We start from the raw sequence: 18,605 nt of genomic DNA, 5'->3' as shown, positions 1-18,605 counted from the left end.
GGAATCTCGAGATTCCGGGTCTGGTCCTGCGGACCGCCCCGGAATGACGAGCAGGCTTACTTCTCTTCCGCGGCCGGAGCCGGCGCGACGTCGTCGTGCTGGGCTTCCGGATCGAAGAACTCGCCGGCAGCGGCGATCGCCTCGGCGGCGGCGTCGCGGTCCTCGTTGCGGGTGGAGATGTCCTCGCCGCGGTTGATGCGCTCGGCCTCGTCCTGGCTGCGCGCGACGGTGACCGTGATCTCGACCTCGACCTCGGGGTGGACGGCGACGGTGATCGAGCGCTTGCCGATGGTCTTGATCGGCGCGTCGAGCTGGATCTGCGGGCGGGCCAGCGAGATGCCGTCGGCTTCGAAGGCGACGACGATGTCACGCACGTTGACCGAGCCGAACAGCTGGCCGGCTTCCGAGGCCTGGCGGATCACGATGATGTTCTTGCCCTCGATCTTCTCGGCGACCTTGGCCGCCTCGCCCTTCGAGGCAAGGTTGCGAGCCTCGAGCTCGGCCTTCATGCCGTCGTACTTGGCGCGGTTGTCGGCGGTGGCGCGCAGCGCCTTGCCGCGCTTGAGCAGGAAGTTGCGGGCATAGCCGTCGCGAACCTTCACGACTTCGCCCATCTGGCCGAGCTTGCTCACGCGTTCCAGCAAAATGACTTCCATATTCGTTCTCCTTTGAAGTGCTCTGGTTTTCAGTTTCGGGTTGAACTCAAGATATCGGCAATGGCGGCGGCTGCCGGTTACGCAGAAAGCGCTCGCGGAAGCCGAACACGGCATCCGCAAGCCCAAGGATCACCATCGCGATGACAGGCCAGCCGAACACGACGACAACGGCATAGGTTGAACCGAGCCAGAAGGTGCGGCTCTTCAGCGCGAGTGTCAGCGTATGCAGCACGGCGAAGCCGGTCAGCGCGTAAGCCATCATCAATGCCGCCGTGGTGATCTGCGCGACGATCGCGAGCAGGCCGCCAGTGAAGCAGAAGGCAAGCGCGATGCAGAGCACCGCGAGCGTCATCGCCGGCAATTCGGCCGTCTTCAGATCGGGCCAGGGACGGCGCAGCCGGCCCGATGTCGCCGTCACTTTGGCGCTGAGCCAAAGGTTGAGCGTGAGCGTCATCATCGAGACGATGGCGGCGGCAGCCGGCGCGATCCGGACCAGCGCATCGATGAACTGGTCGGCCTCACCAGTGGCCTGCGGATCGGTGGCGCGGAGGATGCGCATCAAGCCGCGGTGCAGCGTAGCGGTGATGGTATCGGCGTCGGTGCCGAGCGTGAGCAGGGCCGCGAGCGTGGTCAGGACTGCGAAGCCCGCGATCCACAACAGGATGCGGCCGACCGGGTACCATTCGATTTCAGGTTCGGCGGGCGCAGCGACGTCCACGGCAGGTGTCACGCCCGCAACGTGCCGGCCGAGCAGGACAAGATGGCCAAGCCACCAGGCCGGCAGGGCGATGGTGACGGCAAAGGCAATGCAATAGGGCAGGCCGAAGATCGCGCCGAGGCCGACCGCCGCGGCGATACCCCCGAAGCTCGCATAGAGCGGCCCCCAGCCGATCGCGGCGACCATCAGCGGCAACGGTGCGAGATAGAACAGGACAAGCGAAATCAGCGCGCCCGACACGATCGAGGCGAACATCAGGGCCGACGCAGCGCCGGCGATCAGGGCTATCAGTCCAAATACCATCATCAGCTGTCCCGCTCCCTTCGAGCGGTTAGAGGCGCTTTGCCCCAACCATCGGCGACCAGACGACCCGGAAGCCTTATGAAATTCAAGGAGTACGGCCGGCGGTACAATCGCCGCCGGCCGAATTCGTCTTAGCGAATGACGTAGGGCAACAGGCCCAGGAAGCGCGCACGCTTGATGGCGCGGGCGAGCTCACGCTGCTTCTTCGCGGACACTGCGGTGATGCGGCTCGGCACGATCTTGCCGCGCTCGGAGACGTAACGCATCAACAGCTTGGAGTCCTTGTAGTCGATCTTCGGCGCATTGGCTCCCGTGAAAGGGCAGCTCTTGCGGCGACGGAAAAACGGGCGGCGTGCACCAGCTTCAGCCATTGTTCTTACTCCCCATCCGTCGTTTCAGCTTCGTCGCGCGGGCGGCGCGGGCCGCGATCGCCGCGGAAGCCACCGTCGCGATCACCACCGCGGAAACCGCCTTCGCGGTCGCCACGGAAGCCGCCTTCACGCTCGCCGCGGAAGCCGCCGCCACGATCGTCGCGCTCGCGATCCCGGTCGGCCTTGCGCATCATCGCGGACGGGCCTTCCTCGAGCTCCTCGACGCGGACGCTGAGATAGCGGATCACGTCCTCGCTGATGCGCTCCTGGCGCTCGATCTCGGCGATCGCCGCGGAGGGCGCGTCGATGTTGAGCAGCACGAAGTGCGCCTTGCGGTTCTTGTTCATGCGGTAGGTGAGGGAGCGAACGCCCCAATTCTCGGTCTTGGTGACCTTGCCGCCGAGACCTTCGACGATGCCGGTCATCTGCGCAGTCAGCTCTTCGACCTGCTGCGTGCTCGCGTCCTGGCGCGCGAGAAAAACATGCTCATAGAGAGCCATATCAGTCCTTTCCTCGTGTTGGCGCATTGCCCGGCGTCAAGCCCTTAAGAGACCTTCGGAAAGGACTCTGGGATTAAGCTCAGAAGGCGGAAACACGGGACGACGGGCCGACTGGCCCTGCCACACCAAAATCACTGAGGATTTGCTGAGACCGTCCGTTCAGCTCCCGGCCGGGGTCTGCGGATGCGCGCGTTATACGGATTTTGGCCGGCTTTGCAAGGTTTGACGCCATGTTTTTGGGCCCCGGTTGGTCCCGTTGCGGCCCGAACGTGCTCGCCTCACACTCGGTGTCATCGCCCAGCCATTGCGCAGTTGTGCACTTAGGACCGGGCGATCCAGTACTCCGAGGCGGCTGTTGTTGAACCGATGAGGCGCGGCGTACTGGATGCCCCGCCGGCGCGGGGCAAGACAGTGGTGGGCTTGACCTATTTGTTTGTATGTCATACAAATAAATCAGGGAGAGGACCCCAATGGCGGAAAAGCCGGCCCAGGAGCCGCTCGAGGCGGCAGGCGACCCCAAGCATGCGGCGCGGGCGACGCGCTCGGCGGGGCGCAAGATGCGGTCCCTGCTGCTGGATGCGGCGAGCCCGATGTTTCGCGAGCGGGGGCTGTCGGGCACTGCGATCACCGACATCGCGGCCGCCGCGGACGCGTTCCCGAGCCAAATCACTTATTACTTTCGCACCAAGGAGGCGCTGTTCGTCGAATGCGCCTGCCGCGATCTGCTGTATCTGGCCCGCGCGACCGAACAGGCGGCGCTGAAGGCGCGCACGCCGCGGGAGTACACCCACGCATTGGCCGAGACCGTGACGGCGAGCGATTCGATCGCCTTCTTCGCCGAGGCGCTGACGCTGACGCGGCGACGCCAGGATCTGGCGCCGCTGGTCGAGCGCACCATCGAGCGCCTGCATGCTGAAGGCGCGCGCGCCTATGCGGGCCAGGTGGCGCGCCACGGCTGGCGTTCGCTGCGTGCGCCCGATGAAAGCTCGCGGCGGTTCTGGGCCGTCGCCATCGGCGTCATCCTGGAGGGTTACGCGATGGGCCGCTCGCCCGATGCGCTCTGCGCCGAGATGCTGCGTGTGCTCGGCGAGCAGGCGAAATCGACCGGTGATACTGCGCGCCTGCGTCTCGTCGACGAGCGTGACACACCGCGCAATTCGAATGAGGAGGGGTAGGCGATGACCGCGCTTCGCATGCGTGCCCGCGATTTCCTGACCGATGATCAACTCGCCGACGTGCGTCAGCGCGTGACGTGGAAAGGCGTCGCGATGATCGCCCACGCCTGGGCGCTCATCATTGGTGCGATCGCTCTGGTCGCGTGGTGGCCCAATCCGCTCACCTACGTTCTCGCCGTCGCCGTCATCGGCTCGCGACAGCTAGGTCTGGCGATCCTGATGCATGACGGCGCGCATGGTTGTCTGTCTGCGGACGAGACGACCAATCTGGCGCTGAGCCAGTGGCTCTGCGCCTATCCGCTGTTTGCCGAGACGCGCAGCTATCGCCGCTATCATTTACAGCATCACGCGCGCACCCAGCAGAAGGATGATCCTGATCTGGTGCTGTCGGCGCCGTTTCCGATCACGAAACTAAGCTACCGCCGCAAGTTCATCCGCGACATCACCGGACAGACCGGCTATCAGCAGCGCAAGGCGCAATTGCTCAACGCGCTCGGGCCGAAGGATTGGCCGTGGCGCCGGCGCGCCGCGCATTTCCGGGAGAAGCTCGGCCCGCAATGCCTCGTCAACGCCGCCATGTTCGCTGGCCTCGCCGCAGCCGGCGTGTGGTGGGCCTATCCGCTGCTATGGCTGGTGCCGTTGCTCACCTGGATGATGGTCATCACCCGCATCCGCAACATCGCAGAACACGCCGTCGTGCCCGACAGCAGCGATCCCCTGCGCAACACCCGCACCACGCACGCCAATTTTCTCGAGCGTCTGTTCATCGCGCCGTATTACGTGAACTATCACCTCGAGCATCATCTCTTGTTCTACGTCCCTTGTTACAACCTGCCGAAGGTCCATCGCCTTCTCAGCAAGAGCCGGCACGCCGCTCGGATGGAAGTGCAGCCGAACTACGCCGCGGTGCTGCGGCTTGCGACCGCCAAGCCCGATCGTGATGACCGTCCCGGCCAGCTGGTGAACAGCGCACGCCGCGCACGGGCGGGGGCGGCGGTAGATGCCAACCAGACCGACGGTGGGTTCTAGCGGCCGCATCCCCCGTTGAATGCCGGCGGAAGTTCCTATCTTGGCTTGACATTCCGGCCCCGGACAGTGTCTACGGCCCCTTTCGGAGCATGGTCCGGAACCAAGGCTCGGGCCGGACGTCATCGGCTGCCGGGTTCTCGTGGCACACGGGTTGAGCGATCCAGGGAGCGCGCCGATGACGGCAGCATTCACATTTCCGGGGCAGGGTTCCCAGGCGGTTGGCATGGGCAAGGCCCTGGCCGACGCCTATCCGGCGGCGCGCGCCGTGTTCGACGAGGTGGATGCCGCGCTTGGAGAGAAACTGACAGCGACCATCTGGGACGGCCCGGCCGAGACCCTTCAGCTCACCGAGAACGCACAGCCGGCCCTGATGGCGGTGTCGGTGGCGACCCTGCGCGTGCTGGAGACTGAGGCGGGATTTTCCGTGGGACGGGATGCCGCCTTCGTCGCCGGTCACTCGCTCGGCGAATATTCGGCGCTGGCGGCGGCGGGCAGCCTGACAATCTCTGATACCGCGCGGTTGCTTCGCACCCGCGGTCTCGCAATGCAAAAGGCCGTGCCTGTTGGCGCCGGCGCCATGGCGGCGCTGCTCGGCCTCGACTATGACGCCGCCATGGAGGTCGCCAGGGAGGCGGCGCAGGGCCAGGTCTGCCAGGCTGCCAATGACAATGGCGGCGGCCAGGTGGTCGTCTCCGGCGACAAAGCCGCGGTCGACCGCGCCGTCGAGATCGCCAAGACCAAAGGCGCCAAGCGAGCGATGCTGCTGCCGGTGTCCGCACCGTTCCATTGTCAGCTGATGCAGCCCGCCGCCGATGCGATGGCCGAGGCGCTGTCCAAGGTCACGATCAAGGCGCCGGCCGCGCCGCTGGTGTCGAACGTGCTGGCGAGCGCCATCACCGATCCCGACGAGATTCGCCGCCGGCTGGTCGAGCAGGTGACCGGCACGGTGCGCTGGCGCGAGTCGGTCGCCTATATGGCCGGGCAGGGCGTCACCCGCTTCTTCGAGATCGGCGCGGGCAAGGTGCTGACGGGCCTCGTCAAGCGCATTGCGGACGGTGCCGTCGGCGTTGCAGTCGGCGGTCCCAACGATATTGCCGCCGCCAAGGACGCATTGGCCGCTGCGAAGCAGGGCTAGAGGAGTTTCTCAATGTTCGACCTCACTGGCAAAAAAGCGCTCGTCACTGGCGCGACCGGAGGCATCGGCGGCGCGATCGCGCAGGCGCTGCATGCGCAGGGCGCGACCGTCGCGATTTCGGGAACGCGAAAAGAGGTGCTGGATGAGCTTGCGGGCAAGCTCGGCGAGCGCACCCATGTGCTGCCTTGCAATCTCTCCAAGGCCGACGAGGTCGAGGCGCTGGTGCCGGCCGCGGAAGCTGCGATGGGCCAGGTGGACATTCTCATCGCCAACGCCGGCATCACGCGTGACAATCTGTTCGTTCAGCTGCGTGACGAGGATTGGGATGAGGTCATCAACGTCAACCTGACCGCGACCTTCCGCCTGGCGCGTGCCGCGACCAAATTGATGATGCGCAAGCGCTTCGGCCGCATCATTGCGATCACGTCGATCGTCGGCGTCACCGGTAACCCGGGGCAGGGCAACTACACTGCGTCGAAGGCCGGCCTGATCGGCATGATCAAGACGCTGGGCGCCGAATACGCCAAGCGCGGTGTCACCGCCAATTGCATCGCGCCCGGCTTCATCAAGACGCCGATGACCGATGCGCTCAACGACAAGCAGCGCGAGACCATTCTGGCCAAGGTTCCGGCTGCCCGCCTGGGTACGCCCGAGGACATTGCAGCCGCCGCCGTTTACCTGAGTTCGAACGAAGCAGCCTACGTCACCGGCCAGACCATCCACGTCAACGGCGGCATGGCCATGATCTGACTCGTCGTTCCGCACTGCCCACATGGCTGGTGCAGATGCGGCAAACGGCCGTTTCCGGAGCGAATTGAGGCGTGTAGTCAAGGCAGTTGAAGTATGATAACCGGACCTTCAACGGATGGGCAAAGAACGCCATTGCAGGTTTTTGAAACCCTGTATATTGGCGATGCGGAGCCTTGGCCGTCGTTCGCCGGGCCTCCATCGGTTAAGATGGGGCCAAATCAAAGTTCGTAAGCGAAGGCAGTCAACGACCACGACGGCTCGTATCGTCCCGGGGGGTCGGGTCTACAGGGAACAACACGAGGTTATGCAATGAGTGACATTGGCGAGCGGGTTAAGAAGATCGTGGTCGAACACCTTGGTGTTGAACCCGAGAAGGTTGTCGACGCAGCGAGCTTCATCGATGACCTCGGCGCCGACAGTCTGGACACCGTCGAACTGGTGATGGCGTTCGAAGAAGAATTCGGTTGCGAGATTCCGGACGACGCCGCTGAGACGATTCTCACCGTCGGCGACGCCACGAAGTTTCTCGAGAAGAACGCGAAGAGCTAAGGCTCTTCATTTTCGCGGGGACAACATTGAAACCGGACGGGCCGCTTCGCAGCGGCCAGCCGGTTTCTTGTTATTGGCCGTGAATCTTTCGATGCGGAGTTTTCGGATATGAGGCGGGTTGTCGTCACTGGTCTCGGCATGGTGTCGCCACTCGGCTGCGGCGTCGAGCCGACCTGGAAACGCATCCTCAACGGCGAAAGCGGTGCGCGCAGGATCGAGAGCTTCGATGTCTCCGATCTGCAGACCAAGATCGCCTGTACCGTCGTGCGCGGCGACGGCAGCAACGACAGCTTCAATCCCGACAAATGGATGGAGCCGAAGGACCAGCGCAAGGTCGACGACTTCATCATCTTCGGCATGGCTGCGGCCGGCCAGGCGCTCGACGATGCCAACTGGCATCCCGAGAGCGAAGAGGATAAGTGCGCCACCGGCACCATGATCGGTTCGGGCATCGGCGGCCTCAACGGCATTGCCGACACCGCGATCCTCCTGAAGGAGCGCGGCCCGCGCCGGGTGTCGCCGTTCTTCATTCCTGGCCGCCTGATCAATCTCGCTTCCGGCTACGTCTCGATCGCCCATGGGCTGAAGGGCCCGAACCATTCGGTGGTCACGGCCTGCTCGACCGGTGCCCATGCGGTTGGCGATGCCGCCCGCCTGATCGCGCTCGGCGATGCCGACGTGATGGTTGCGGGCGGCGCGGAGTCGCCGATCAGCCGCATCGGCATTGCCGGCTTCAATGCCGCGCGTGCGCTCTCGACCGGCTTCAACGAGACGCCCGAGAAGGCTTCGCGCCCCTACGACAAGGACCGCGACGGTTTCGTGATGGGCGAGGGCGCCGGCGTCCTCGTCCTGGAGGAGCTCGAGCATGCCCGTCGCCGCGGCGCGAGGATCTATGCCGAGGTGATCGGCTACGGCCTGTCGGGCGACGCCTATCACATCACGTCGCCGTCGCCCGATGGCGATGGCGGTTTCCGCAGCATGTCGGCGGCGCTGAAGCGCGCCGGCCTGACCGCGTCCGATCTCGACTACATCAACGCGCATGGCACCTCGACGCCGCTCGGCGACGAGATCGAGCTCGGTGCGGTGGAGCGGCTGCTCGGCAATGCCGCCTCCAAGGTGGCGATGTCCTCGACCAAATCGTCGACCGGCCACCTGCTCGGCGCGGCCGGCGCGATCGAGGCGATCTTCGCGATCCTCGCGATTCGCGATAATGTCGTGCCGCCGACCATTAACCTGGACAACCCGTCGGTTGAGACCGCGATCGATCTCGTGCCGCACAAGGCGAAGCAGCGCGAGGTGAACGTCGCGTTGTCGAACTCTTTCGGTTTCGGCGGTACCAATGCGTCGGTGATCGTCCGGCGTCTGGTCCAATAGTTTGCGTTCGAGACGAATCCACCGTTTTGCCGTATTCGGCGATAGTCATATCAGTGGGCGCGTGCATTGGGCTCGGCAAGCGATTGTCTGGCTGCGATTGAACCGGCAGGATTCAGGTTGCTTCGATGAGTGAAAGGCCGCCCATTTCGCCCCGGAGTCCGCGGGCAGCGCTCGAGCCCGAGCAAGTCCCGCCGCCGCCGAAGCGTTCGGAGCGGGCGCGCAATCCGTTCGTCGTGGTCGGTAACGCCATCATCACCTTGCTCCTGATCGGTATGATCGGCGCCGGCGCGGCGTATTATTACGGCCGTCAGGTGCTGGAATCGCCGGGGCGCTGAAGGAAGACAAGGTCGTCAACATCCCGCAGCGTGCGGGCAAGCGCGACATCGCCGAGACCCTGAACAAGGAAGGCGTCACCGACGTCAACCCATGGGTGTTCATCGGCGCCGTGGCTGCGCTGAAGGCGAGCTCGGACCTGAAGCCCGGTGAATATTCGTTCCAGAAGAACGCGAGCTTGCGCGACGTCATTGCCACCATCGTTGAGGGCAAGGTGGTCCAGCACGCGGTCACGATTCCCGAAGGCCTGACCTCGGAGCAGATCGTGGCGCGGCTCAGCGACAACGACATCTTCACCGGCAGCGTGCATGAATTGCCGCGCGAAGGCACGCTGCTGCCCGAGACCTACAAGTTCCCGCGCGGGACCCCGCGTGACCAGGTGATCCAGCGCATGCAGCAGGCGCACAAGCGCGTGCTGGCCGAGATCTGGGAGCGCCGCAGCCAGGACCTGCCGGTCAAGACTCCGGAGCAGCTGGTGACGCTGGCCTCGATCGTCGAGAAGGAGACCGGCAAGCCGGACGAGCGCAGCCGTGTTGCGGCCGTGTTCGTCAATCGCCTCAAGCAGAAGATCAAGCTGCAGTCCGACCCGACCATCATCTACGGCCTCGTCGGCGGCAAGGGCACGCTGGGACGCCCGATCAAGCGCAGCGAGATCACGCAGCCCTCGCCCTACAACACCTATGTGATCGAGGGCTTGCCGCCGGGCCCGATCTCCAATCCCGGCCGTGCCTCGCTGGAGGCCGCAGCCAACCCGGCCCGCACCCGCGACCTTTATTTCGTCGCCGACGGCTCGGGTGGCCACGCCTTCACCGAAACCTACGACGCCCACCAGAAGAACGTCGCCAAACTCCGCGCGATGGAGAAGCAGATCCAGAACGACACGGTCGAGCCCGCCGATGACGCGCCGCCGGCAGCCGCGGCGCCCGCGGCCACCGATACGGCGCCGACCGCGGCCACGCCGCCCAGGCCGAGCCAGCAGAAGAAGCCGCCGGCGCGGCCCGCAAGCCCGGCGCCCGCCCGCCAAGGTGCGGTGCAGCCGTCGCCGCCGGTGGTCCAGCGCTAGGCCCGCACCCATCGAGGTCCCTGTAGACTTGCCCTGCCGACTTTGCTGATTCCACTTTCCTGCAAAATAGTCTTAAGATTCGCGTGGCCTGATGGCCTCGCGAATCCCAGTTTTCCGGAGAATTTGACCTGATGGCGCTGTCGTCCATGACCGGCTTTGCGAGATGCCACGGCGCAAGCGGGCCGTATACGTTCGAATGGGAGTTGAAGTCGGTCAACGCCAAGGGCTTTGACCTCAGGGTGCGCCTGCCGCAGGGATTCGACGAGCTCGAGGCTTACGCCAAGAAGCGCGCCGGCGAGCTTTTGTCGCGCGGCACGGTCTACGCCAATCTCAACGTCAAGCGCGCCAATGCCGCCGCCGCGGTCCGCGTCAATGAGGACGTGCTCAACGCTGTGCTGAAGGCCGCCGCAATGATCTCCGGCAAGGTCGACGCGGTCGCGCCGAGCATCGACGGGCTGCTCGCCATCAAGGGTGTCGTCGAGGTCGCCGAGCCCGAGGGCGACGAGGAGGAGGACAAGGCCGCGCGCGCTGCTGCCGCTGACGCCTTCGACAAGGCACTCGACGAACTCGTGGCGATGCGCAAGCGCGAGGGCATCTCGCTCGGCGAGATCCTGACCCAGCGGGTCGACGAGATCGAGCAGCTCGCGAAGAGGGCGGAAAGCTCGCCCGGCCGCAAGCCGGAGGCGATCAAGGCGAAGCTCGCCGAGCAGATCGCAGCTCTGCTTGATACCTCAGACCGTTTCGATTCCGATCGCCTGATGCAGGAGGCGATCCTGATCGCGACCAAGGCCGACATCCGCGAGGAGCTCGACCGTATCGCGTCCCACATCGCGCAGGCGCGCGAGCTGATCGGCAAGGGCGGCCCGATCGGCCGCAAGCTCGATTTTCTGGCGCAGGAGTTTCACCGCGAGGTCAACACCTGCTGCTCGAAGTCGAACGACATCGAGCTGACCAACACCGGTCTTGCCATGAAGAACGTGGTCGAGCAGTTCCGCGAACAGGTCCAGAATCTGGAGTGATCGATGACATCGGGCGGTCACGGAACTGACGGGGTCGAGCGGCGCGGATTGATGTTCGTGCTGTCCTCGCCATCGGGCGCGGGCAAGACGACGCTGTCGCGGATGCTGATCGACCGCATGCCGGGCCTGAAAATGTCGGTCTCGGCGACCACGCGGTCGATGCGCCCGGGTGAGGTCAACGGCAAGGATTACACGTTTGTCGACAAGGCGACCTTCGATGCGATGGTCAAGGCCGACGAACTCCTGGAGTGGGCGACGGTGTTCGACAACAGCTACGGCACGCCGCGCGGACCGGTCGAGGCGGCGCTGTCGGCAGGCCAGGATGTGCTGTTCGACATCGACTGGCAAGGCACTCAGCAATTGAAGCAGAAGGCGCGCGCCGACGTCGTCAGCGTCTTCATCCTGCCGCCCTCGGCGGCCGATCTCGAGAAGCGGCTGCATTCGCGCGCGCAGGATTCCGACGAGGTGATCCGCAAGCGCATGAGCCGCGCCAGCGACGAGATGAGTCACTGGGCCGAGTACGATTACATCGTCATCAACCACAATGTCGATGACGCCTTCGCCGAGGTGCAGTCGATCCTGAAGGCCGAGCGCCTCAAGCGCGAGCGGCAGACGGGGCTCGTGAGCTTCGTGCGAGGGCTGCAAGGTCAGCTTCAAGGCTAGGCTCAAAGCCCGGCTTGGTCAGCCGCGGTCCTTGGCTCGCCAGCCGTTCCAGCATCGCCGTGATGATATCGATGTCGACGGCATTGTCGTCGGGCGCATGGTTGGCGTGCACGTCTGCGTCGCGGAGGTGCTCCTGATCCGCGTTCACATCGTGATCGGCCGTTTTTTCGTCCTGACCGTCATCTTGGCCGTCGGCCGCCAGAGGCGCCTCCGCCTCGATCTCGAACTCACCGTCGAAATAGTCGATCTCGGTCTCCTCTCGCTCTTCGGCCGCGACCTCGAGGAGACGGTTTTGCGCTGCGATCCGGCGGATCCCGTCGGTGAATGTGGCGATCTGCGGTGCCTCTGGACGCACGGGTGTCTCCGGACGCACGGGTGTCTCCGGACGCACGGCGTCGAAGTCGACCGGGAGCGGTCGCTCCAGGCGCGGTGCAGGGACTGGCGTCGCGTTGAGCCACGGCGCGCGGCTGTCGTCGTGATCCTGCCTGTGATCCCAGTTGACGCGGCGATCGGCCGTCTGGGTGCGCGCGCGACCGCCGGCGAAGCGGTAGATCACACTGGCGATGAGGCCGGCGAGCGCGAGCGCTCCGATGATGACGAGCAGCAATGTCGGGAGCGAGCCGGTCGGCTTGTCAGCACTGTCGGCCGAGGCGAACGTCGCAGGGGCAGGGGATGCCGGCGGCTGCGCGCTCGGCTGGTCGATTGCCGGTGCAGGTGCCGCTGCCGACTGCGGCGCGGCTGGGGTGTCCGGCCAGCGCGTGGCGGCGGCCGGCTGCTGCGTATCGCTGCCGGTAGCGGACGCCGGTGGAGTTGCCTGCGGCGCAGTCGCAGGCGCAGGTGCAGCTTGCGCGATGCTCTGCGGCGCGATGTATTCGGCGCGCGCATTCTGCACCGATTGCTGCGGCGGTGAATCCGGTTGCGGCGAGCCATTCTCGGTTTGCGCAGTGGTCATGGCCTTGGCGCCCTCGGCGCGCAGATACCAGCATTGCCGCTTGGTCCCGCGTTCCACGCGATAGTGCCAATGCTGTCCCTGCGGCGCTGTGCCCTTCGGCGAGGCGAGACAGTCGCTCGCGGCAGCCGCCGTGCTTGCAGCGGCAGCGGCGCTCGGCGCGTTCTGTGAGACAGCGGCCAAGGGTGCGCCGGCAATAATGCTGCCGATTAGCGCGGATAAAAACTTTGCGGTGCGGTTGCCCATCCTGGTCTCCCGGTTACGCATGACGCAACTCGTTACGTTCCCCTTCTCAACAAAGAGTTAGGTGGCAATGAGCCGCAAATCCGGAGAGGATGTGGCTTGAATCGGGCCTGCGCGGCGTTCGTTCCACCGCGAATTCAGGCTTTTTGTCGGCGCTATTGCTTGCTTGCGGTCCAGGTTCCCGAGCAGCCGTCGGAGCGGCGGAAAGTGCCGGAACCGCTGCGCCCGGACAGGCGGCCGGCGCCGGTATAAGTGATGCCGTTTCCGGCCTGGCCGAATGTGTGCACCGCGCCGTTCGCGCTGACCGTCCCGCTGACGCCTTCGCCGATGACGCGGCCCGAGGTCACGACGGTCGCGCCGCTCGACGAGCCGCCGCAGCCGACACTGACGACCGCCCAGGCGCCGTCGAAGCTGCCGCCACCTCCACCCCCGCCGCCGCGCCGCGACGAGCGTTGTTCGTCAGCGGCCGGCTTGCTCCGGCGCGCCAACGGTGCGGGTTCGGCGGAGCGGCCTGCAGAACTATCCTGGCGCGAGCCGGACAGGGATTTTTCGTCATTGCCGATCGAGCCGCCGGCGCTGCCGGATTGCGCGAAAGCCGATGAGGCCTGCAGAAGGGCGAGGAGAAGCGCGGTGAGGATAACAGGGCGGCTTGCATTGTTCGACATGAGCCAGAAATCCATCATCATCAAATATCGGCGGCAAGATCAACGACCGGAGCCGTCGGCACAGACGGCGCCAATAATGCGGCAAGCTTTGCCAGCCTTGCCGCAATCGTCAAGCGCGGCGTCTTTCGCGCGCTGGATGCTGTCGCGCTGGACCAGCGACCAGGATTTGTCCGAGATCGCGAATGCGCCACAGCTCTTGCCGTAGAAGGAGAGCTCGATCGCGCATTTGGCGCCGGCGCAATTGCCGCGCGCATCCGCCACCGCCGCGCGGCGCGAGGCGTGATTCCACGAGATGCCCCATTTGTTGCTGTCGGGCCCGTAGACGATCGAGCCCCAGGGCTTGAGATCCTCCATCTTGCGCATCCGCAGCAGCAGGCCCTCGGTGGCTTCGCCTGTTGGCGCCATGGCAATGCGCTGTTGAAGTTTCGTGATGGCGCGCGTCAGCCCGTCGGGCGTATCAGGATCGAAATTGAGCTCGTAGAGCCGCTCATTCAACTCGCTCAGCAGCGCGGCGTCGCGCAACGGAATACGGTCGGGATCGGCGCGGAGACGCTCCGACTGCAATGGATCTGGCTGCATCGCCGCGACCTGGGGCGGCGCGGTTTGCGTCGGTGGCACGAAATAGAACGTGCCGTCGATCGGCGAGGACGACACCCAGGGTTGCTGCGCGCCTCCGGTGGCGCGCTTCACGGCGAGGCCCACCTGGTTGAAGGTCTGGAACACGTCGAGGCCTGCGGTGCGGACGGTCGCGGCGAGCGCCTTGGTGTAGGGGCTGTGACCGTCGCTGCCGTCCTGAGCGACATTGCCGGGCTGGGTCGCATAGGAGATCAGCGTGCCCTCCGGCGCGCGCATCTGCGCAAGGCCCCCTTCGGAGGCACGCAGGCCGCGCGAGCCAAAGGGGTTGTTGCGGCAGGCGTCGAGGATGACGAGGTTGAGCCGCGTACCGGAGCCCTGCATCTGCCGCAGCACCAGGTTCACGTCGGTCATCTGGAAGTCGACGTCGGCCTCGCGGGTCGGATTGGCGCCGACGGGCACGAGATAGTTGGAGCCGGCGACCTGGACGCCGTGGCCGGCATAGTAGAACAGCGCAACATCGGCGCCCTGCACTTGGCGACCAAAGCTCTGCACGGCGATGTCCATCGCGGCCTTGTCGAGATCGAGCTGGGCATGGCCGCCGACAAGCGCGAAGCCGAGCGAGCCGAGCGTGTCGGCCATCAGCGTCGCGTCCTTGGAAGGATTATCGAGCGGCGTGATGTTCTTGTAGGCGGAGTTGCCGACCACAAGCGCGACGCGCTTCTCGGCGAGAACCGGCTGGCTCGCGACGGCGAGCGCGGCCGCGATCAGCGCCGCCAGCATCAGGACGCGATTGAAAATCCTCGCGTGCATGAAAGCCCCCAAATCAATGGCGCAATCTACCAGCTCGGCGCGCTCGCGAAAAGCGTATGGACATTACGTACCGCTGCGGGCCTTCCGTGCCTCGTGGCCGGAAAGGAGTAGGACGCATCCTGCCCCGCGGCAGCTTTTGCCCGAGGCTTGCTTCGTGAGATCGCCCGATGGTGGTCAACGGGCGCAGGGAAGGCCGGGCGCCGACGGCCCCGCGCCGATCCGGGCGCCACTTGACATACATCAACAGCCGCGGTGGGCAGCCTTGCGAGGTTTGGGCGTCGCCGGGTGGTGGGGGCTGGGGCCATGAACCTGCTGTTCAAGGAAGTCCGATCGAATCCTTTGCTCTGGATGCTCGTTTTCGTGCCCATTGTGCTGGTCGTCGAGCACGCAGCACCATCCTCTCACACGACGTTGTTCGTGCTGTCGGTTCTCGCCATCGTGCCTCTTGCCGCGCTGCTGAGTCAGGCGACCGAAAGTGTTGCGGAAAGGACGGGCGATGCGATTGGCGGCTTGCTCAATGCAACATTGGGAAACCTCACCGAATTGATCATCGCCATCGCCGCGCTCCAGGCGGGAGAATACATGCTGGTGAAGGCGTCGATTGCCGGCGCGATCGTAACAAACTCGCTCTTCATGCTTGGCGCCTCGTTTCTGCTCGGCGGCCTTCGGACTCATGTCCAGGAGTACAATCGCGCTGGCGGACGGCTGTATGCGTCGCTTCTGTTGATGGCGACGATTGCGCTTCTCGCGCCAGCTGCCGTTGCCGACCTCGATCTGGCGCGAGGCGACGTGATGGCGCAGAAGCTCAGTGCGGGTCTCGCCGTGCTGCTGATATCTGCTTATGGACTAGGTCTGTTGTTCTCGCTTCGCACCCACAAGGAGCTCTTTGCCAGCCAAGACCATGGCGAGGCTGGCGGCGGCTGGCCGATCGGACTGGCCGTCGGCACGCTCCTCGTGGTGACGGTGCTGGTTGCCCTGGTGAGCGAGATCTTCGTGAGTTCGGTACAGAAGGCGGGCGAGACGTTGGGATTGAGCCCGGCTTTTGTCGGCTTCATCATCGTCGCGCTGGTCGGCGCCGCCGCTGAAATGGCGGTGGCGTTTTCTGCGGCACGCAAGAACCGGCTCGACATGAGCGTGAGCATCGCGCTCGGAAGCGCGTCCCAAATCGCCCTTTTTGTTGCGCCGGTGCTGGTGCTGCTCAGCTATGTCGTCGGCCCAAAGCCGATGGACTTGCAGTTCTGGCCGGGCGCCGTAACCATGGTCATGATCGCGACCGTGACCGCCTGTTTCATCACCAACGGCGGCCGGTCAGCATGGTTCATCGGAGCCTTGCTTTTGTTCATCTACGCGATCTTCGCCATGACCCTGTATATGGTGCCGCCCGGGGCCCACGGTCAGATCTGACGTCCGCGCTGTCAGTCGATCTCGGAGCGACAAGGCTCACCTCCACGCGCGCCCCAGCGTCAGCGCCAGCAGGCCGAGCACGCCGCTGATCAGCCCGACTGTCGCATAAGACTGCGCAAACACGCCGGTCTGCACAAAGACCTGTGCCGCGATGGCAAAGCAATGGCGGCGAGAAGCAGGCGGGCGCAGCCGACGATCAGCGCAAGAACGCGTATCACGCCTGCGACAGGCCGGCACGAGATGCGGAATGGTTCATGCGGGAATCATGACCAGGCGCTGACGGAGTTCTCGACCGGCAGGCACGGGATGAAGTGTCACTTGCGTGCGCAACAATCGACCAGTAGGCGCCAGATGCGCTGGATTTCCACGGACCTCTGCATCTCGAGCACGTGGTTCTCGCTGGCACGGGGGCAGGGAGCTACGGGGTGGAGTTCGCGCGGCGCGATCCAACGTTCGGAGATCGGATCGTACCATTTGCCGGGAGTCACCAAGTTCGTATCTCCTCTTCATGCCCCCTTCGTTTCTGCGCCTATCCCATGCGCCGGTTGCTGGTGTTCTGGGTGAGATTGCCGTGGGCGGCCTGCTCACGGATGTTCTGTTTCTCGTCGTCGCGATGGCCCTTGGTCGTGTCGACGGAAACGGTGGGCGCGCTGCCGGCGCCCATATGGCTCTGGTTCTCGTCGGGAACAGGCCGCACGGACTTTGTCAGCGGCTTCGTCATGCGGTTCAGACTCCGTCGTTGCCTTGGCGAGAGGTCAACGCGCTGGACGCAGACGGCGTTCCAAGCTCAATTGGATCGTGGGCGAGATGGACGCTTCGTGCCAGGCGGTCTCGGCATCAGTAAGCGCTTCGCCCGCTGTGTTGCCTGTCCGCCACGCTTCGAACTCTGTTCTTCACCGGAGAACACCGGATGGTTCGAAAACGGAACATACGCTCGGTTCAATAGTAAACAGAGCGTATGCGCAGATGGCCTGCTGCCCTACCCGAGGCGGGCCTCGCGCGCCGCCGACTCCCGGTTCGCGTGCCGGTACGCATCGATCGCTCGGTTGGCGAGCATCAGCGGTCGGCGCTCGCCGGTTCTGAGCTGCGCTTCGATTGCGTCGAGAATGATGTCCGCAGACGCATCGGGCGGCCCGAGTTCGCCGGTCTTCTCGAGGAAGCTCCAGGCGATGAAGAATGCGCTCTCGACCGTACAGCGAATGGACATGCGCTGCCAACGCGGTGCGGCCGAAGCCGTTCCGCTCGTGGCGGCGAGACGTTAGTTCTTCAGCACGATGCGGCCGACCACCTTGCCGGCGCGCAATTCATCGATCCACTTCTGGACGTCGCCCATCGGCTCTTCGCGCATCGGCGTCGGCTTGATCTTGCCGGCGCGCGCGAGCGCCATCAGCTCATGCGCCTCGGCAAGCGTGCCGACCATGAAACCCTCGACAGTGAGGCGTTTGTAGACCCATTGCACCATCGGCAGCGTGAACTGGCCGCCCATCAGGCCCGACACCACGACCTTGCCGCCGCGCGCGGCGACCGCGACCGCAAACGCCATCGACTTTTCGTTGCCGGCGAAATCGACCACCTCGTCGAAGCCGCCGTCGGTCTCCTTCAGGATACGCTTGATCATTTCGGGCTCGGACGGATCATAGGCGACGGCTGCGCCGTTCTTCAGCGCGGTCTCGCGCGCGGCCGGCGACAGATCGGCAACCGTGATCGGCTGCTTGAACATCGCCTGCGCGAACGACAGGCCCATCATGCCGACGCCGCCAAGACCGATCAGCAGCAGATTGCGCTGGCGCGGACGATCGACCAGGCGCTTGAGCGCGCCGTAGGCGGTAACGCCCGAGCACATCAAGGTCGCGGCCTGGTTGACGGGCAGGGGATCATAGTCGAGCAGATATTTGGCGTCGGGCACCAGCACGTGGCTGGCGAAGCCGCCGTCGATGGAGACGCCGAGGAAGCGCTGCTTGGCGCAGAGATTCTCGTCGCCGTTCTTGCAGTCGCGGCACTGGCCGCAGCCGATCCAGGGAAACACCGCTTTCTTCGAGCCGACGAGGCCTGCCGGTACGTCAGGGCCGACTTCATCGACGACGCCGGCGATCTCATGGCCGAGCGTGAAGGGCAGCGTCATGCCGCGTGTGGTGTCGAGCTTCTTGCCGCCGCCGAGATCGGCATAGCCATCCTGGATGTGCAGGTCGGAATGGCAGAGGCCGCAGCGCTCGATGCGCACCAGCACCTCGGCAGCCCTGGGCTTGGGCGTATCGACGATGGTCTCGCACAGAGGCGCATCGAACTTGACCAGCGACTGCCGACGCATCAACGCCATTTT

General features: G+C 65.1%; 19 protein-coding genes and 1 pseudogene. 10 read left to right on the top strand and 10 right to left on the bottom strand.

Annotated elements, in window-relative coordinates; translation table 11 throughout:
• Positions 1-56: 56 nt before the first annotated feature.
• The 4 genes from rplI to rpsF all read right to left on the bottom strand — a co-directional run bounded on the left by rplI (position 57) and on the right by rpsF (position 2,548).
• Positions 57-656: a 50S ribosomal protein L9 gene (rplI, locus tag ACNJX9_RS23840; protein WP_057757990.1), complete on the bottom strand. Its 600-nt coding sequence runs from the start codon at positions 654-656 to the stop codon at positions 57-59.
• 46 nt (positions 657-702) lie between these two features.
• Positions 703-1,680 carry a DUF2232 domain-containing protein gene (locus tag ACNJX9_RS23835; protein WP_057757989.1) on the bottom strand — a complete coding sequence of 326 codons (978 nt, stop codon included), beginning with the start codon at positions 1,678-1,680 and terminating at the stop codon, positions 703-705.
• A gap of 128 nt (positions 1,681-1,808) precedes the next feature.
• Complete coding sequence (gene rpsR, locus ACNJX9_RS23830) at positions 1,809-2,048, bottom strand: 30S ribosomal protein S18 (protein WP_007592020.1); 240 nt, start codon at positions 2,046-2,048, stop codon at positions 1,809-1,811.
• A gap of 5 nt (positions 2,049-2,053) precedes the next feature.
• Positions 2,054-2,548: a 30S ribosomal protein S6 gene (gene rpsF / locus ACNJX9_RS23825; protein WP_057757987.1), complete on the bottom strand. Its 495-nt coding sequence runs from the start codon at positions 2,546-2,548 to the stop codon at positions 2,054-2,056.
• A 470-nt stretch (positions 2,549-3,018) separates the two neighbouring features.
• On the opposite strand from rpsF, the gene ACNJX9_RS23820 reads away from it, so the two are divergent.
• The 9 genes and pseudogenes from ACNJX9_RS23820 to gmk all read left to right on the top strand — a co-directional run bounded on the left by ACNJX9_RS23820 (position 3,019) and on the right by gmk (position 11,638).
• Positions 3,019-3,723: a TetR/AcrR family transcriptional regulator C-terminal domain-containing protein gene (locus ACNJX9_RS23820; RefSeq protein ID WP_439404465.1), complete on the top strand. Its 705-nt coding sequence runs from the start codon at positions 3,019-3,021 to the stop codon at positions 3,721-3,723.
• Between the two features lie 3 nt (positions 3,724-3,726).
• Complete coding sequence (locus ACNJX9_RS23815) at positions 3,727-4,752, top strand: fatty acid desaturase family protein (protein WP_439404464.1); 1,026 nt, start codon at positions 3,727-3,729, stop codon at positions 4,750-4,752.
• 175 nt (positions 4,753-4,927) lie between these two features.
• The gene (fabD, locus tag ACNJX9_RS23810) at positions 4,928-5,887 is read left to right on the top strand and encodes an ACP S-malonyltransferase (protein ID WP_057757981.1); all 960 of its coding nucleotides are present in this window, start codon (positions 4,928-4,930) and stop codon (positions 5,885-5,887) included.
• 12 nt (positions 5,888-5,899) lie between these two features.
• A complete protein-coding gene (gene fabG / locus ACNJX9_RS23805; protein WP_057757979.1) occupies positions 5,900-6,637 on the top strand; it encodes a 3-oxoacyl-[acyl-carrier-protein] reductase in 738 nt (245 codons plus the stop codon).
• Between the two features lie 309 nt (positions 6,638-6,946).
• Positions 6,947-7,186, top strand: a complete 240-nt coding sequence (locus tag ACNJX9_RS23800) for an acyl carrier protein (RefSeq protein ID WP_008130699.1) — start codon at positions 6,947-6,949, stop codon at positions 7,184-7,186.
• Positions 7,187-7,294: 108 nt separating this feature from the next.
• Entirely contained in the window at positions 7,295-8,560 is a 1,266-nt protein-coding gene (gene fabF / locus ACNJX9_RS23795; RefSeq protein ID WP_220003535.1) for a beta-ketoacyl-ACP synthase II, read from the top strand.
• 125 nt (positions 8,561-8,685) lie between these two features.
• Positions 8,686-9,956 (top strand): annotated as a pseudogene (mltG, locus tag ACNJX9_RS23790) (endolytic transglycosylase MltG).
• A 131-nt stretch (positions 9,957-10,087) separates the two neighbouring features.
• Positions 10,088-10,975 carry a YicC/YloC family endoribonuclease gene (locus tag ACNJX9_RS23785; RefSeq protein WP_057757973.1) on the top strand — a complete coding sequence of 296 codons (888 nt, stop codon included), beginning with the start codon at positions 10,088-10,090 and terminating at the stop codon, positions 10,973-10,975.
• Positions 10,976-10,978: 3 nt separating this feature from the next.
• Positions 10,979-11,638, top strand: a complete 660-nt coding sequence (gene gmk, locus ACNJX9_RS23780; protein WP_439404462.1) for a guanylate kinase — start codon at positions 10,979-10,981, stop codon at positions 11,636-11,638.
• Here the strand turns inward: gmk and ACNJX9_RS23775 are convergent.
• The 3 genes from ACNJX9_RS23775 to ACNJX9_RS23765 form a co-directional block, all read right to left on the bottom strand.
• Positions 11,571-12,770 carry a hypothetical protein gene (locus ACNJX9_RS23775; RefSeq protein ID WP_439404460.1) on the bottom strand — a complete coding sequence of 400 codons (1,200 nt, stop codon included), beginning with the start codon at positions 12,768-12,770 and terminating at the stop codon, positions 11,571-11,573. The two genes, gmk and ACNJX9_RS23775, sit on opposite strands and share 68 nt — an antisense overlap.
• Before the next feature lie 215 nt (positions 12,771-12,985).
• Complete coding sequence (locus ACNJX9_RS23770) at positions 12,986-13,495, bottom strand: hypothetical protein (RefSeq protein ID WP_439404458.1); 510 nt, start codon at positions 13,493-13,495, stop codon at positions 12,986-12,988.
• Between the two features lie 39 nt (positions 13,496-13,534).
• The gene (locus ACNJX9_RS23765) at positions 13,535-14,881 is read right to left on the bottom strand and encodes a caspase family protein (protein WP_057757964.1); all 1,347 of its coding nucleotides are present in this window, start codon (positions 14,879-14,881) and stop codon (positions 13,535-13,537) included.
• Positions 14,882-15,184: 303 nt separating this feature from the next.
• On the opposite strand from ACNJX9_RS23765, the gene cax reads away from it, so the two are divergent.
• The gene (gene cax, locus ACNJX9_RS23760; protein WP_439404456.1) at positions 15,185-16,285 is read left to right on the top strand and encodes a calcium/proton exchanger; all 1,101 of its coding nucleotides are present in this window, start codon (positions 15,185-15,187) and stop codon (positions 16,283-16,285) included.
• Positions 16,286-16,814: 529 nt separating this feature from the next.
• Here cax and ACNJX9_RS23755 read toward each other — a convergent pair.
• The 3 genes from ACNJX9_RS23755 to ACNJX9_RS23745 form a co-directional block, all read right to left on the bottom strand.
• Entirely contained in the window at positions 16,815-17,006 is a 192-nt protein-coding gene (locus ACNJX9_RS23755; RefSeq protein ID WP_439404454.1) for a hypothetical protein, read from the bottom strand.
• Between the two features lie 258 nt (positions 17,007-17,264).
• Positions 17,265-17,492, bottom strand: coding sequence for a hypothetical protein (locus ACNJX9_RS23750; RefSeq protein ID WP_057757952.1), 228 nt, complete (start codon positions 17,490-17,492; stop codon positions 17,265-17,267).
• Between the two features lie 51 nt (positions 17,493-17,543).
• Positions 17,544-18,602 (bottom strand): alcohol dehydrogenase, encoded by a 1,059-nt coding sequence (locus ACNJX9_RS23745; protein ID WP_057757949.1) that lies wholly within the window; start codon positions 18,600-18,602, stop codon positions 17,544-17,546.
• Positions 18,603-18,605 lie beyond the last annotated feature (3 nt).

Origin of the sequence: Bradyrhizobium sp. BLXBL-03 (assembly GCF_051853015.1) — a bacterium.
In the GTDB taxonomy this organism is placed as follows: domain Bacteria; phylum Pseudomonadota; class Alphaproteobacteria; order Rhizobiales; family Xanthobacteraceae; genus Bradyrhizobium; species Bradyrhizobium manausense.
Note: the sequence above shows the minus strand (reverse complement) of the source record. Positions and strands in the feature narration are given on the sequence as shown.